Here is a 16,241-nt window from a genome sequence, read left to right as displayed (position 1 = left end):
CTTCAGGGGTTCAAAATATTATCGAGCGGCATGGATGATGAGGCTTACGGCGTGTTCATGGGCCAAAACGGTGCGTCGCACGGTAGTCGGGATTATCGTTCCTCACGCTCCAGCGTGGGAATGCAGTGCGTGACGCTGCGCGCAAAAGATCTACGCCGCACCATCACACTCAAGACCGGACGCAGAGCGTCCAGAACTGCATGCGACGCGGAGCGTCGCACGATGATCAAGACATGCCTAAGCAGAGCATCGCACGGTAGTCGGGATTATCGTTCCGCACGCTCCAGCGTGGGAATGCCGTGCGTGACGCTCCGCGTCACAGATCTGCGCTGCGCCATCACACTTAAGACCGGACGCAGAGCGTCCAGAACTGCATGCGACGCGGAGCGTCGCACGATAATCAGGGCATACGGAGCGTCGGTCTTCCTCAATCAACCGCCACACCCAGCTCGGCCAAGCGTTTGAGCAGTGCATCTTCGTCCAGCACGGTAAGGCCGAGTTCGTTGGCCTTGGTCAGCTTCGAGCCGGCACCCGGCCCGGCAACCACGGTGTGGGTCTTGGCCGAGACCGAGCCGGACACCTTGGCACCGAGGCTTTCGAGCTTTTCCTTGGCGACATCGCGGCTCATGCGCTCCAGCGAGCCGGTCAGTACCCAGGTCTGGCCAGCCAGCGGCAAACCTTCGACGGTTTTTTTCTCGCTGCGCCAGTGCATGCCGAAGTCCTTGAGCTGGGCTTCGATGGCGCGGGCGCGCTCGGCGTTTGCGCTGTCGTCGAAGAAATCGCGAACCGACTTGGCCTGCTTCTCCGGCAGTGCCTGACGCATGTCCAGCCAGTCGGCACTGATGATGGCTTCCAGCGTACCGAACCGGTCCGCCAGTTTCTGCGCAGCACCCGGCCCTACCGACGGAATGTTCAGTTTGTCGATCATCCCTTCCAGCGTGGTGCTGGCCGCGAACTCGGCGCCCAGCTCGCCCTGGTCCTGCAATTGCAAACCGCATTCACCGAGCAGCGCATCGATGACGCTACGGTTGTGCTCGTCCTCGAAGAAGCTGTGAATCTCGTATGCGACTTCCAGGCCGACATCCGGCAGGTAGGTCAGCACTTCCGGCAAGGCCTGTTGGACACGCTCCAGCGACGCCAGCGAACGCGCCAGGACCTTGGCCGTCTCCTCACCCACATCGGGAATGCCCAAGGCATAGATGAAACGCGCCAGGGTCGGCTGTCGGCTGTCGGCGATGGCCTTGAGCAGTTTATTGCTGGAGATTTCCGCGAAGCCTTCCAGGTCGATGATCTGTTCGTATTTCAGTTTGTACAGATCGGCAGGCGAGCCGATGAGTTTCTCATCGACCAGTTGCTCGATGGTCTTGTCACCCAGCCCTTCGATGTCCATGGCGCGACGCGATACGTAATGAATGATCGCCTGCTTGAGTTGCGCACCGCAGGCCAGACGCCCGACACAGCGATACACCGCGCCCTCGGTGACGGTTTCCTTGCCTTTGCTGCGTTTGATCAGCTGCGTGCGCTCGACATGCGAGCCGCACACCGGGCAGGTCTGTGGAACCTGCACCGCCCTGGCATCCTCGGGGCGGCGCTCGGCAACCACCTGCACTACCTGCGGAATCACGTCACCGGCACGCCGGATGATTACCGTGTCGCCAATCATCAGGCCGAGCCGCGCCACTTCGTCCATGTTATGCAGCGTGGCGTTGGCGACCATGACGCCTGCCACCTTGACCGGCTTGAGCCGCGCGACCGGCGTTACTGCGCCCGTGCGGCCTACCTGGAACTCGACATCCAGCAGTTCGGTCAGTTCTTCCATGGCGGGGAATTTGTGGGCAATCGCCCAGCGCGGCTCACGGGCGCGGAAGCCCAGTTCGCGCTGCGCTGCCAGGTTATTGACCTTGAACACCACGCCGTCGATCTCGTAAGTCAGCGTCAGGCGTCGCTCACCGATATCGCGGTAATAGGCCAGGCACTCCTCGACGCCATTCGCCAGTTTCAGCTCGCGACTGACCGGCATGCCCCATTTTTTCAACGTTTCAAGCACGCCAATATGAGTGTCGGCGATTTCCGCCGACGTCTGGCCCAGGCCATAGCAGCAAAACTCCAGCGGCCGGTTGGCCGTGATCTTGGAATCCAGCTGACGCAGGCTGCCTGCCGCTGCGTTGCGCGGGTTGGCGAAGGTCTTGCCGCCGATTTCCAGCTGACTGGCGTTGAGGCGCTCGAAACCGGCCTTGGACATGAACACTTCACCGCGCACTTCCAGCACATCCGGCCAGCCTTTGCCCTGCAGCTTGAGCGGGATGTTGCGCACTGTGCGCACATTGACGCTGATGTCTTCGCCGGTGGTGCCGTCGCCGCGCGTCGCCCCCCGTACCAGCGCGCCGTCGCGATACAGCAGGCTGACTGCCAGACCGTCCAGCTTGGGCTCGCAGCTGTACTGCACCTTGCTGCCTTCGCCAAACAGGTCGCCGGCTGGCAGATCCAGCCCCTCGGTGACCCGGCGATCGAATTCGAGCATGTCGTTTTCTTCGAACGCGTTGCCCAGGCTGAGCATCGGCATTTCGTGGCGCACCTGGGTAAACGCCGACAAGGCCGCGCTTCCGACCCGCTGCGTCGGCGAATCGGGAGTGACCAGATGAGGGTTTTCCGCCTCCAAAGCCTTGAGCTCGTGAAACAGGCGGTCGTACTCGACATCCGGAATGCTCGGCTCATCCAGAACGTGGTAGCGGTAGTTGTGCTCATCCAGCTGTGCACGCAGTTCGAGGATTCGGGTTTCGACGGCCTTCATACGGTGTTCTCTCAAAAAGCAAAAAAGCAGCCGAGGCTGCTTAATCTGTTGGCTCTGTTCTGTTCAGGTCAGGCCCCGCCAGAGCGGGCCGCAGCACGCTCATGATCGGAGACCTGCCCAAGGGTTCGCTCAACCGCGACGCTGGGTCAACGCCCGACGCTCGAACTCGACGATGCGCTGGCGATAATGCTCGATGGTCTGGGCGGTCATGACGCTGCGCTGATCATCCTTCAGTTCGCCATCCAGCTCGTGAGCCAGCTTGCGAGCGGCGGCAACCATCACGTCGAATGCCTGCTTGGGATGACGAGGGCCTGGCAAGCCGAGGAAGAAGCTCACTGCACGGGTGCTGAAATGGTCGATATCGTCCAGGTCGAACACGCCGGGCTTGACCGCATTGGCCATCGAGAACAGCACTTCGCCGTTGCCAGCCATGCTCTCGTGACGGTGGAAAATATCCATCTCACCGAAACGCAGGCCGCTTTCCAGAATGTTCTGCAACAGCGCCGGGCCCTTGAAACCGCCTTCGCTGCGCGAGATCACGCTGATGACCAGCACTTCCTCTACCGGAGGCAGGTCCTTGTCTTCGGTGATGCGCTGGGCCGGCTTGTCGTCCGGGAAATCGTCGTCGCGTGCGGTAAACAGGCTCGGGCCGTCGAGATCCAGGTTCAGGTCGCCCTGCTGTGGCTCATCCTTGCGCTTCTTGTCACTGCGCTTCTCGCTGTTGCCACGCTTGCCTTCACGCGGGCTGGCGCTCATGGACGGCAGATCGTGCTCGTCGAGCTGCGGCTCCTTGTGGGTATCCAGCACACGAGGCGGCCCGAGCAGTTCGGCAGACGTGGTCTCTTCTTCATCCGGAAGGTTGGAGAAGCTCCGATCCAGTCTGAATTTCAATTTACCCTTGCTGCCGCGCATACGGCGCCAGCCATCAAAGAGAATACCGGCGATGACTATTATGCCGATGACGATCAGCCACTCGCGCAGACCGATTTCCATGTAATCCAGTGCCTCTAATGAAGAAATCTGAAAATAAGGGCCTAAACCCCTTTAATACGTGGTGCCAAGTCTATGTTCTGACTGGCAATTCGCCCACGCGAAAATAAAAAGTGGTCACTAAACTAGCACGACCAAAGGTAACTTTACACCGTCTGTTACGTCTCTTCGCCGCCCAAGTTGCCATCTCATGTACCAGCGTCTCGTTTTCAGGCCTCTGGACAGCCACTTGCCCGCAAAACGAGGCGTCGAATCAGGCATCCACCAGCGCCATCGCCTGCTCCACATCCACCGCCACCAGCCGCGAACAGCCGGGCTCGTGCATCGTTACCCCCATCAGCTGATCAGCCATTTCCATGGCGATCTTGTTGTGGGTGATATAGATGAACTGCACCGTTTGTGACATTTCTTTCACCAAACGTGCATAGCGACCCACGTTGGCGTCATCCAGCGGCGCATCCACCTCGTCAAGCATGCAAAACGGCGCAGGATTGAGTTTGAAAATGGCAAAAACCAGCGCCAGCGCCGTCAGGGCTTTTTCACCACCCGACAGCAAATGAATGGTGCTGTTCTTCTTGCCGGGGGGACGCGCCATGATTGTCACCCCAGTATCGAGTAAATCTTCGCCCGTCAGTTCCAAATAAGCGGAGCCGCCACCGAAAACTTTTGGGAAAAGTGCCTGAATTCCGCTGTTTATCTGATCGAAGGTATCCTTGAAGCGGTTTCGGGTCTCCTTGTCGATCTTGCGAATGACGTTTTCCAGAGTGTCCAGCGCTTCGACCAGATCGGCATCCTGCGCATCCAGATAGCGCTTGCGCTCGGACTGCTGCTGATACTCGTCGATGGCCGCGAGGTTGATCGCGCCCAGGCGCTGAATACGCCCGGCGATGCTTTCCAGTTGCTGCTCGGCAGCCTGTTCGCTGGCTTCCGGCGTCAGTGTCGCAAGCACGCCATGCAGGTCATAGCCGTCTTCATGCAACTGGTCCTGCAAGGCTTTGCGACGCACCGTCAGCGCCTGCCACTCCAGACGCTGTTGTTCCAGCTGGCCACGCAGCAGCTGCGATTGCTGCTCGGCCTGGGTGCGGCGCTTTTCTGCCTCGCGCAATTCGCGGTCAGCGTCTTCGAGTGCGTTCTTGGCGATGCGCATTTCGTCATCGACCACCATGCGCCGCTCCAGCAGTTCTTCAAGCTTGAGGCGCAGTTCTTCGAGCGGTGCCTCGCCCTCCTCCAGATTCAGGCTCAGTTGCTCGCGCTTCTCGGTCAGCCTTTCGGACTGCATGCGCAGGCGCTCCAGCGCCTGACGGGTCGAATCGTATTGCGCCTTGATCGAGCCCAGACGCACCGCCAGCTGATGACTGTGATCCTTGTGCTGCCGCGCATCCTGACGTATCCGGTCCAGACGCTCACGCAGCGCATCACGCTGGGCCTGCAGCACCTCGCGCTGCTCGGTATCCTGCGCCATGCTGTCCAGTGCATCCTGCAATTGCAGGCGCGATTCGCCGAGGTGCTCGTGCTCGACAGCGCGTTGCTCACCCAACTCGGCCAATTCTTCATCAAGACGAGAGCGCCGCAGGGTCAACTGCTCGACTTTTACCCGGACCGCCGACAACTGCGCTTTCAGTTCGCTTTGCTGACGGGTTTCGTCCTGCACGCGACGGCGCAACTGCTCACGAGCGTCTTCCTGCTGCGACTGCTGCTCGCGCAAGACCAGCAACTGCTCTTCCAGGGTGGCCAGAGTCGCTTCGCGCTCGTCGCGCTCCAGACCCAGCTGCTGCAATTCCTGACCGCGCGCCAGCACCCCGCTCTGCGCTTCGCTGGCGCGGCGTACACGCAAAAAGTGCCGCCCCACCCAGTAGCCGTCACGGCTGATCAGGCTTTGCCCGGCGCTGAGTTGTGCACGCCGCGCCAGCGCCTGGTCCAGGTTCTCCACCGGTATCACCTGACCCAGCCAGGCGGACAGATCAACCGTGCTGTCGACCTTTTCCAGCAAACTACCGGGCGCGCGAACCGTGTCGGCACCCGCACTGATCAAGCGCAGATCGCCCTGCTGAAAACCGGCCAGATCGAGCCCGTCGAAGTCATCCACCAACACGGCCTGCAAATCCGCGCCAAGCACGGTTTCCAAGGCCAGTTCCCAGCCGGCTTCGACGCTCAGCCCCTCGGCCAGACGCGGCCGTTCGGCCAGTTGCTGATCCCGCAGCCACTCGGCAGTGCCGGTGTCCGGGTCAAGTGCCGCCTGCTGCAACGCTTCCAGGGACGCTAACCGGCCGTTGAGCCGTTGCAGCTCGCCCTGCGCCTGCTGTTGCGCCTGGCTGGCGTGCTGCAACGCCTCGCGCAATTGTTCAAGACGCTCGACCGCCTGCTCCTCGCCCATGTGCAGCTCTTCAAGGGTCATGTCACGGGTGGCGAGGTCTTCGCTCAATTCCAGAATGGCCGCATCTTCCGGGTCAGCGGCCAGCAGTTGACGCTCTTCGGCCAGCCGCCGCTGGCGCTCTGCAAGGCGTTCGATGCTCTGTTCCAGCTGTTGAATGCGTGACTGCTGGACCTGTGCCTGACGCTGCGGCTCGGCGGATTGCTGATTGAAGACGTCCCACTTCTCCTGCCAGCCCTGCATGGCCGCTTCGGCGTCTTCCAGAGCGATGGCCGACTCCTCGGCGGCGGCGCTGGTCATTTCCTGCTCGGGCTCGAGCATCTCCAGCTCTTCGCCGAGGGTGGCGAGCAAGGTGGTGTCGTGCCCAAGGTGCGATTCGGTTTCCTGGCGGGCACGCTCGGCTTCGCGCAGGTCATCCTGCAATTGGCGCAGCCGCTGCTGACCGTGCTGAATGCTCTGCTCGACGCGGGCAATGTCGCCGCCGACCGAATAAAAGCGGCCCTGCACCAGGTTAAAGCGCTCGGACAGGTCATGGTGGCCGTCGCGCAGCCTTTCGATACTGGCATCGGCACTGCGCTGATCGGCCACCAGCGCCTCGAAGCCGACCTCCTGATTGCCAATCACCGCCTCGCGCTGCCCCACCAGATCATTCAGCGCCTGCCAGCGCAGGGCCGACAATTGCGCTTTCAACTGACGCTCTTCGGCCTTGTATTCCTGATACTTCTCGGCGGCCTGAGCCTGTCGGTGCAGACGCTCCAGCTGACGCTCGAGCTCTTCACGCAGGTCGGTCAGACGCGCCAGGTTCTCGTGGGTGCGACGAATGCGGTTTTCGGTTTCCCGGCGCCGCTCCTTGTACTTGGAAATCCCTGCGGCCTCTTCGATGAAGTTGCGCAGGTCTTCGGGCTTGGCTTCGATCAGCTTGGAGATCATGCCCTGTTCGATGATCGAATAGCTGCGCGGCCCCAGGCCGGTGCCGAGGAAGATGTCGGTGATGTCGCGACGGCGGCATTTGGTGCCGTTGAGGTAGTAGCTGTTCTGACTGTCGCGGGTCACTTTGCGGCGAATGGAGATTTCCGCATACGCCGCGTACTCGCCGACCAGCGTGCCGTCCGAGTTGTCGAAGACCAGTTCGATGCTGGCCTGGCTGACCGGTTTGCGGCTGGTGGAGCCGTTGAAGATGACGTCGGTCATCGACTCGCCGCGCAGGTTCTTGGCCGAGCTTTCGCCCATCACCCAGCGCACGGCGTCGATGATATTGGATTTGCCACAGCCATTGGGGCCGACGACAGCCGCCATGTTGCTGGGGAAGTTCACCGTGGTGGGGTCGACGAAAGATTTGAACCCCGCCAGCTTGATGCACTTCAGGCGCACGGCGTCAGCCCTTTGCCAGGGCGGCCAGCACCAGCTGGCAGCTGCGCTGACAGTAGCTGACCAGCACGACACGAATCTTCGGTATGTCCCGCGCCACCACTGCGCCAAGCAGTTCGTCGAACAATGCCAGGTAGTCACCCATATCAGCCTTGCGTTGCTCGAGCGCGAGGAAATAGCTGCGGCTCATGGAAGGCTGCAGGTTCTCGACGGTTTCCTCGAGGTACGGGTTGTTGGCGAAAGGATAGGCCGCGCGCATCACATTGAAGCTCTCTTCGACGAATGCGTTGACGTCCTGCTGCTGGAAACTGCCCTGCAGACGCTGTTGTATCTGCAGAAACGGCGCAAGATCGTCCTCGGTCTTCCAGCGCTCGACCACCGCATTGGCCAGCAGAATGTAAAGCTCGCTCATCAGGCAGCACAGGCTGGTGACGTTATGGGCGTTGAGCACCGTGACCTGCGCGCCACGACGCGGCAGGATCACCACCAGGTGGCGGCGCTCCAGAATCAGCAGTGCTTCGCGCACGGAGCCACGGCTGACGTTCAACGCCTGCGTGACTTTCTGCTCCTGAATACGCTCTCCAGGCTTGAGCTCACCGCGAATGATCCGCTCGGCAAGATGATGAGCAATTTGCTCAGCGAGGCTGTCCGGGGCCTTGAACGTCATGACTATCCTTCAGAAAAAACCAGTTCAGCATGCAAGTCGCGGAGTGTATCGCAACCGGCACGGGTGGCGCAGGGCCATAAACACGGAAACTGGCACGAAATACGCAAAACCTTGAATACACCCGGCAGGCGATTCAAGAACCAGAGGTTGTTTGATCGGCAGATCGCCGAAAAACTCAATTTCCTGACTCCGAAGTCAGAAACAAATTGACCCAATAAACAGAGCTGATAGATTCATCGACATGTCTGATGACAATAAACGTGAGGGCTTTGCGCCGTGATTCAGTTCCTTTTGAACCAAGAGCTAAAAACCGAGCGCAGCCTGAATCCGAACATGACCGTGCTGACCTACCTGCGTGAGCAGGCACACAAGCCCGGTACCAAGGAAGGTTGTGCCAGTGGTGACTGCGGTGCCTGCACCGTCGTGGTGGGCGAGTTGCACAGTGACGCTGACGGCGAGCAAACGCTGCGTTATCGCAGCCTCAATTCGTGCCTGACATTTATGGCGTCGCTGCACGGCAAGCAATTGATCAGCGTCGAAGACCTCAGGCATCAGGGCCAGTTGCACAGCGTGCAGAAGGCGATGGTCGAGTGTCATGGCTCGCAATGCGGCTTTTGTACCCCGGGCTTTGTGATGTCGCTGTTTGCCCTGCAAAAGAACAGCAGCGAAGCCGATGCCCATCAGGCCCACGAAGCCCTGGCCGGCAACCTGTGTCGCTGCACCGGCTACCGCCCTATTCTGGCCGCCGCCGAGCAGTCTTGCGCGCAGCGCCTGCCGGATCAGTTCGATCAGCGCCAGGCGCAGACCGTCGAACGCTTGCGCGCCATCGCTCCGGCCGGCACCGATGAACTGAATGACGGCGAAAAACGCTGCTTCATTCCGCTGACCGTGGCGGATCTGGCGGACCTCTACGACAGCCATCCGCAGGCGCGCCTGCTGGCCGGAGGCACCGATCTGGCTCTGGAAGTCACGCAGTTTCACAAACAGTTGCCGGTGATGATTTACGTCGGACACATCGACGAGATGAAGGGCGTGAAGCGTTTCGACGACCGCCTGGAGATCGGCGCAGCGACTCCGCTGACCGATTGTTATGCCGCACTCAAGGCCGAGTACCCGGACTTTGGCGAGTTACTGCAGCGCTTCGCCTCGTTGCAGATCCGCAATCAGGGCACGCTGGGTGGCAACATCGGCAACGCCTCCCCCATCGGCGATTCCCCGCCGCTGCTGATCGCCCTTGGCGCGCAGGTCGTGCTGCGCAAAGGCAACAGTCAGCGTACTTTGGCGCTGGAAGACTATTTCATCGACTACAAGGTCACGGCCCGCCAGGAAAGCGAGTTCATCGAAAAGATCATCGTGCCCACCGCCACATCGCGGCAGATCTTCCGCGCCTATAAAGTCTCCAAGCGGCTCGATGACGACATCTCGGCGGTCTGCGCGGCTTTTCGCCTGACCCTGGAAGATGGCATGGTCCACGAGGCTCGCGTGGCGTTCGGCGGCATGGCGGCGATTCCGAAACGTGCAGCGGCCTGCGAAGAGGCGCTGATCGGGCAACCATGGAGCCATGCAGCCGTCGAACGCGCCTGCACTGCACTGAGCGAGGATTTCACTCCGCTGTCGGATTTCCGCGCAAGCAAGGAATACCGCCTGTTGAGCGCGCAAAACCTGCTGCGCAAGTACTTCATCGAGTTACAGACCCCAGCCGTTCCAACGCGGGTGACTGACTATGTCTGAGCATTCCCCACACCTCACCCAGGCCGAGATGCTTGCAGTATTTCAACAAGGCCTGAACACCGGCGTCGGCCGCAGCGTCAAGCACGACAGTGCCGACAAGCACGTGTCCGGCGAAGCGGTGTACATTGACGATCGTCTGGAATTTCCCAACCAGTTGCACGTGTACGCACGTCTTTCCGACCGTGCCCATGCGCGTATCGTCAGCATCGATACCTCGCCCTGCTACGCCTTCGAAGGTGTACGCATCGCGATTACCCATCAGGATATTCCGGGGCTCAAGGACATCGGGCCGTTGCTGCCCGGCGACCCACTGCTGGCCATCGATAAGGTGGAGTTCGTCGGGCAACCGGTGCTCGCCGTGGCGGCTCGCGACCTGGACATTGCACGCCAGGCGGCCATGGCGGCGATCATCGAATACGAAGACCTGGAACCGGTGCTGGATGTGGTCCAGGCCCTGCGCCAGAAACACTTCGTGCTCGACAGCCATACGCACAAGCGTGGCGACTCTGCCGCTGCGCTGGCGAGCGCAACCCACCGCCTGCAGGGCAACCTGCACATTGGCGGCCAGGAACATTTTTACCTGGAAACCCAGATCTCGTCGGTGATGCCGACCGAAGACGGCGGCATGATCGTCTATTGCTCGACCCAGAACCCCACGGAAATCCAGAAGCTGGTGTCCGAGGTGCTGGGCGTGCCAATGAACCGCATCGTGGTCGACATGCGGCGCATGGGCGGTGGTTTTGGCGGCAAGGAAACCCAGGCGGCCAGCCCGGCCTGCCTGTGCGCCGTGATTGCCCGCTTGACCGGCCAGCCCACCAAGATGCGCCTGCAACGCTTCGAAGACATGCAGATGACCGGCAAGCGCCACCCGTTCTACATCGAGTACGACGTGGGTTTCGATGATGACGGTCGCTTGCAGGGCATACAACTGGATCTGGCCGGCAACTGCGGCTATTCGCCGGACCTGTCGGCGTCCATCGTCGACCGCGCCATGTTTCATGCCGACAACGCCTATTACCTCGGTGAAGCCACCGTCAACGGCCACCGCTGCAAGACGCACACCGCCTCCAACACCGCCTACCGGGGCTTTGGCGGCCCGCAGGGCATGGTCGCCATCGAAGAGGTCATGGACTGCATTGCACGTTTCCTGGGCAAGGACCCGCTGCACGTGCGCAAGGCCAACTATTACGGCAAGACCGAGCGTAACGTCACCCACTATTACCAGACGGTCGAACACAACCTGCTGGAAGAGATGACCGCCGACCTCGAGCAAAGCAGCCAGTACGCCGAGCGCCGCGAAGCGATTCATGCGTTCAATGCCGGCAGCCCGGTGCTGAAAAAAGGCCTGGCGCTGACGCCGGTCAAGTTCGGTATCTCGTTTACCGCCAGTTTTCTCAATCAGGCCGGTGCGCTGATTCATATCTACACCGACGGCAGCATCCACCTGAACCATGGCGGCACCGAAATGGGCCAGGGCTTGAACACCAAGGTTGCGCAGGTCGTGGCCGAGGTGTTCCAGGTGGACATCGAGCGCATCCAGATCACCGCGACCAACACAGACAAGGTGCCCAACACCTCGCCCACTGCCGCTTCGAGCGGTACGGACCTGAACGGTAAGGCGGCACAGAATGCCGCTGAAATCCTCAAGCAAAGGCTGGTGGAGTTTGCCGCCAGGCACTATCAGGTGAGCGAAGCGGACGTCGAGTTCCGCAATGGCCATGTGCGGATCGGCGAGCTGTTCCTGCCGTTCGCCGAACTGGCGCAATTGGCATGGATGGGCCAGGTGTCGCTGTCCAGCACCGGCTATTACAAGACGCCGAAGATTTTTTACGACCGCAGCCAGGCGCGTGGCCGGCCGTTCTATTACTACGCCTTTGGCGCAGCCTGCGTGGAAGTCATCGTCGATACGCTGACCGGCGAATACAAGATGTTGCGCACCGACATCCTGCACGACGTCGGCGCGTCGCTTAACCCGGCCATCGATATCGGTCAGGTCGAAGGCGGCTACATTCAAGGCGCCGGCTGGCTGACCACCGAGGAACTGGTGTGGAATGACAAGGGCAAGCTGATGACCAGCGGCCCGGCGTCCTACAAGATCCCGGCAGTGGCGGACATGCCGCTCGATCTGCGCATCAAGCTGGTAGAGAACCGCAAGAACCCGGAAGACACGGTGTTTCATTCCAAGGCCGTTGGCGAACCGCCGTTCATGCTCGGCATCGCCGCCTGGTGCGCGATCAAGGACGCCGTGGCGAGCCTGGGTGACTACCGTCATCAACCAAACATCGACGCCCCGGCGACGCCGGAAAAAGTGCTGTGGGGCTGTGAACAGATGCGCCAGAACAGCGCCGCGCGTCGCGCATCCAGCGAAGGCGCCGAGCCGATTGTTTCAGCCTCTTCGCGGACAAGTGAAGCTTCGCCAGGCTCGCCCTTACCTATTCAGGATGCCCCCGTGGGAGCCAGCTTGCTCGCGAAGGCGCCTGGCCTGGATCACTCTGTCCTGGAGCAGAAATGAACAACTGGATCAGCGCCCTGGCCGAGCTGCAGGCCCGTGGTGAACCCGGCATTCTGGTGACGATCATCGAGGAGCTGGGCTCCACGCCGCGCAATGCCGGATCGAAAATGGTGGTCTGCGCCGAGCGCATCCACGACACCATCGGTGGCGGCCACCTGGAATACAAGGCCATGGAGATCGCCCGCGAGATGCTTGCCAGCGGCACACGGCAGACGCGCCTGGAACGTTTCAACCTGGGTGCAAGCCTGGGCCAGTGCTGCGGCGGCGTGAACGTGCTGTTGTTCGAACCGATGGGCGAGCCCGTCGCGCAGATCGCCGTGTTCGGTGCCGGTCATGTCGGCCGCGCGCTGGTGCCGCTGCTGGCCAGCCTGCCCTGCCGGGTGCGCTGGATCGACAGCCGCGAGCATGAATTCCCCGAGTCGATGCCCGATGGCGTGATGAAGATCGTCAATGACGAGCCGGTCGACGAGGTCGCGCAACTGCCTGTGGGCACCTATTGCGTCGTGATGACCCACAACCATCAACTGGATCTGGAACTGACCGCCGCCATCCTCGGGCGTGGTGACTTCGGTTACTTCGGACTGATCGGCTCGAAAACCAAACGGGTCAAGTTCGAACATCGCTTGCGGGAACGCGGTTTCGACGCCAGTCTGCTGCAACGCATGCGTTGCCCGATGGGCCTGGCCGAGGTCAAAGGCAAGCTGCCCATCGAGATCGCGGTGTCGATCGCCGCGGAAATAATCGCCACTTACAATGTCAGCTTTGGCCAACACACCGCCAACGCCGAACCTATCGCCAGACTGCTGCCTGCATCGCGCCGCAGTCAGTCGCAATGAGTCACAACGAGAGTGCCATGAGTTCAGTTTCCCGCCGTAAAGCCTACCGCGCCGCCATCGTTCACAGCCTCGCCGACCCGGCCGAAGTGGCGCTGGAGGCATCCTGTGAATACTTTGCCGACGGCTTGCTGCTGGTCGAGGACGGCAAGATCGTTTCGGTGGGTCACGCTGCCGATCTGCTGGAGCGCCTCGACGACGATGTCGAGCTGATCGAGTACCCGGACGCACTCATCACACCGGGGTTCATCGACACCCATATTCACTTGCCGCAAACCGGCATGATCGGCGCCTACGGCGAGCAGTTGCTGGACTGGCTCAACACCTACACCTTCCCCTGCGAAAGCCAGTTCGCCGACCCCGCGCATTCAGCACAGGTGGCCGACATCTTCATCAAGGAACTGCTGCGCAACGGTACAACCACGGCACTGGTGTTCGGCAGCGTGCACAAGGAATCGGTCGAGGCGTTTTTCAGCGCGGCGCAGGCACTTGATCTGCGCATGATCGCCGGCAAGGTGATGATGGACCGCAATGCGCCGGACTACCTGGTCGATACGCCAGAATCCGGGTATGCCGACAGCAAGGCGTTGATCGAACGCTGGCATGGAAAAGGGCGTTTGAGCTACGCAGTGACCCCACGATTCGCGCCAACCAGTAGCCCGGAGCAGTTGAGTCTGGCCGGCCAGTTGCTGACCGAATACCCCGGCCTGTACCTGCAGACCCACATCAGCGAGAACCTTCAGGAGATCGAGTGGGTCAAGGCGCTGTTCCCGGAGCGCAAGCATTACCTGGACGTCTACGATCACTTCAACCTGCTCGGCGAGCGCTCGGTGTTCGCCCATGGCGTGCACCTGTGCGACGAACAATGCGCCCGACTGGCGCAGACCGGTTCGGCGATTGCTTTCTGCCCGACCTCCAACCTGTTTCTGGGCAGCGGCCTGTTCAACTTGCCGATGGCCGAGAAGCACAAGGTGAATGTCGGTCTGGGTACCGACGTGGGCGGCGGCACCAGTTTTTCGATTCTGCAGACCCTCAACGAGGCCTACAAGGTCATGCAGATGCAGGGCGCGCGGCTCAATCCGTTCAAGTCGCTGTACCTGGCGACGCTGGGCGGCGCGCGGGCACTGCGCCTGGAAGACAAGGTCGGCAGCCTGAAGCCAGGCAACGAGGCTGACTTCCTGGTGCTCGACTACAACGCCACCCCGCTGCTGTCGTATCGTTTGAAGCAAGCCAAAGGCATCGAAGAGATTCTGTTCGTGCTGATGACGATTGGTGATGACCGGACTGTGAAGCAGACCTGGTCAGGTGGGCGATTGGTGCATGAGCGGAGTTGAACCTGCTCTCAGGACAACTCTCGCCACTCACGCTCCAGCGTGGGAATGCAGGTCTCGACACTCTGCGTCGCCAAGAGGACGCAGAGCGTCCGGAACGGCATGACGACGCTGAGCGTCGCACGATAATCGGATTGTCTGTTCAGACCGACGCAGAACATCAGCACGATAGTTGAGATGCTGGTTCCTCGACGCTCTGCGTCGCCAAGAGGACGCAGAGCGTCCGGAACGGCATGACGACGCTGAGCGTCGCACGATAATCGGATTGTCTGTTCAGACCGATGCAGAACATCAGCACGATAGTTGAGATGATCGTTCCTCACGCTCCGCGTGGGAATGCAGGTCGCGACGCTCTGCGTCGCACGATAATTGTTCATCCACACAGCCTCAACGCCCCGGTTTTTTCCGGCCCATGACGTGCGAGAACACCGCATGCAAATCATCCGTGGCGCTGTCTTCGTCAAGGTTGAGTTTGCTGTCGATGTGGTCCATGTGATGCATCATCAATTCGACGGCCAGTGCCGCATTACGGGCTTCGATGGCGTCGATCAACTGGCTGTGCTCATTGTAGGAACAGTGCGTGCGATTGCCGGTTTCGTACTGGGCAATGATCAGCGAGGTCTGCGACACCAGGCTGCGCTGGAAGCTGATCAGCGGCGCGTTTCTAGCGGCCACGGCCAACTGAAGATGGAATTCGCCGGACAAACGAATACCGGCACCCCGATCACCGCGGGCGAAGCTGTCGCGCTCGTCGCTGACCATCTGGCGCAGCTCGGCCAGTTGCTCGGCAGTGGCGTGCTCGACCGCCAGTTCAGTGATTGCCTTCTCGACCATACGCCGGGCGAAAAACACCTGCCGCGCCTCTTCAACGCTGGGGCTGGAGACCACCGCGCCACGGTTGGGGCGCAGCAGCACGACGCCCTCATGGCCCAACCGCGACAGGGCGCGACGAATGATGGTACGGCTCACACCGAAAATCTCGCCCAGCGCCTCTTCACTCAATTTGGTACCCGGCGCCAGCCGCTGTTCCAGAATGGCATCGAAGACATGTTCGTAAACGACATCGTCCTGCGTGACGTTACGGCTTGAGCCAAGGCTGCGCGGCTGTTTCTTGAGGGGCAGGGACTGGTCGTTCATGGGCACTCGTGCGCAGGTGGATGACGGCATCGGGACTGGCGCATTGTACACAGGGCAAAAGCGCAGACACGCGCAAAAAAAAGCCCGCAGTGTGGGGCGGGCAAGAGGTATTCAGCTGCCCCTGTACGTCGAGTAGCTGTATGGCGAGATTAACAGCGGCACATGAAAGTGTTCCTGACCTGCATCAATGCCGAAGCGCAGCACCACCTCATCGAGAAAGGCAGGCTCATTCAGGGCCACGCCCCGCGCGCGGTAATAATCGCCAGCCTTGAAGTGCAACTGATAGACGCCGGATTGATAGGCCTCGCCCTGCAACAGCGGCGCATCGCAACGTCCGTCGCTATTGGTGAGCGCACTGACAACGTGCAGCAGTTGCTGGCCTTCGACCCGGTACAGCTCGATGTGGATGGCGCTGCCTGGGCAGCCGTGGGCGGCATCCAGTACATGTGTGGTCAATTTTCCCAAAACTTCACTCCTCACATCCGGCCATGGTCAAGCAGTGCACCAATG

General features: G+C 60.9%; 10 protein-coding genes. 4 read left to right on the top strand and 6 right to left on the bottom strand.

Annotated elements, in window-relative coordinates; all coding sequences use genetic code 11:
* Window positions 1-427: 427 nt before the first annotated feature.
* The 4 genes from ligA to PI739_RS04185 form a co-directional block, all read right to left on the bottom strand.
* Window positions 428-2,791 (bottom strand): NAD-dependent DNA ligase LigA, encoded by a 2,364-nt coding sequence (ligA, locus tag PI739_RS04200; RefSeq protein ID WP_004413950.1) that lies wholly within the window; start codon window positions 2,789-2,791, stop codon window positions 428-430.
* A 129-nt stretch (window positions 2,792-2,920) separates the two neighbouring features.
* On the bottom strand, window positions 2,921-3,784 hold the full coding sequence (gene zipA / locus PI739_RS04195) for a cell division protein ZipA (RefSeq protein WP_003371459.1): 864 nt from the start codon (window positions 3,782-3,784) through the stop codon (window positions 2,921-2,923).
* 250 nt (window positions 3,785-4,034) lie between these two features.
* Window positions 4,035-7,523: a chromosome segregation protein SMC gene (gene smc, locus PI739_RS04190; RefSeq protein WP_054081140.1), complete on the bottom strand. Its 3,489-nt coding sequence runs from the start codon at window positions 7,521-7,523 to the stop codon at window positions 4,035-4,037.
* A 4-nt stretch (window positions 7,524-7,527) separates the two neighbouring features.
* Complete coding sequence (locus PI739_RS04185; protein ID WP_003371456.1) at window positions 7,528-8,187, bottom strand: GntR family transcriptional regulator; 660 nt, start codon at window positions 8,185-8,187, stop codon at window positions 7,528-7,530.
* 276 nt (window positions 8,188-8,463) lie between these two features.
* On the opposite strand from PI739_RS04185, the gene xdhA reads away from it, so the two are divergent.
* Genes xdhA through guaD form a run of 4 tightly spaced genes read left to right on the top strand, consistent with a single transcriptional unit; the run spans window position 8,464 to window position 14,597 of the window.
* Complete coding sequence (xdhA, locus tag PI739_RS04180) at window positions 8,464-9,918, top strand: xanthine dehydrogenase small subunit (protein ID WP_054081141.1); 1,455 nt, start codon at window positions 8,464-8,466, stop codon at window positions 9,916-9,918.
* The gene (xdhB, locus tag PI739_RS04175; protein ID WP_054081142.1) at window positions 9,911-12,430 is read left to right on the top strand and encodes a xanthine dehydrogenase molybdopterin binding subunit; all 2,520 of its coding nucleotides are present in this window, start codon (window positions 9,911-9,913) and stop codon (window positions 12,428-12,430) included. The genes xdhA and xdhB overlap by 8 nt, the downstream gene beginning before the upstream one ends.
* Window positions 12,427-13,266 (top strand): xanthine dehydrogenase accessory protein XdhC, encoded by an 840-nt coding sequence (gene xdhC, locus PI739_RS04170; RefSeq protein WP_003371452.1) that lies wholly within the window; start codon window positions 12,427-12,429, stop codon window positions 13,264-13,266. Before xdhB ends, xdhC begins: the two co-directional genes overlap by 4 nt.
* A 17-nt stretch (window positions 13,267-13,283) precedes the next feature.
* Window positions 13,284-14,597: a guanine deaminase gene (gene guaD / locus PI739_RS04165; protein WP_054081143.1), complete on the top strand. Its 1,314-nt coding sequence runs from the start codon at window positions 13,284-13,286 to the stop codon at window positions 14,595-14,597.
* 384 nt (window positions 14,598-14,981) lie between these two features.
* Here guaD and PI739_RS04160 read toward each other — a convergent pair whose 3' ends face one another.
* Together PI739_RS04160 and uraH are read right to left on the bottom strand one after the other, a co-directional pair.
* Window positions 14,982-15,731, bottom strand: a complete 750-nt coding sequence (locus PI739_RS04160) for a GntR family transcriptional regulator (RefSeq protein WP_054081144.1) — start codon at window positions 15,729-15,731, stop codon at window positions 14,982-14,984.
* Between the two features lie 111 nt (window positions 15,732-15,842).
* Complete coding sequence (gene uraH, locus PI739_RS04155) at window positions 15,843-16,196, bottom strand: hydroxyisourate hydrolase (protein WP_004413963.1); 354 nt, start codon at window positions 16,194-16,196, stop codon at window positions 15,843-15,845.
* Between the last annotated feature and the right edge of the window lie 45 nt (window positions 16,197-16,241).

This window comes from Pseudomonas cerasi, from assembly GCF_027983475.1.
GTDB lineage: Bacteria > Pseudomonadota > Gammaproteobacteria > Pseudomonadales > Pseudomonadaceae > Aquipseudomonas > Aquipseudomonas cerasi.
Note: the sequence above shows the minus strand (reverse complement) of the source record. Positions and strands in the feature narration are given on the sequence as shown.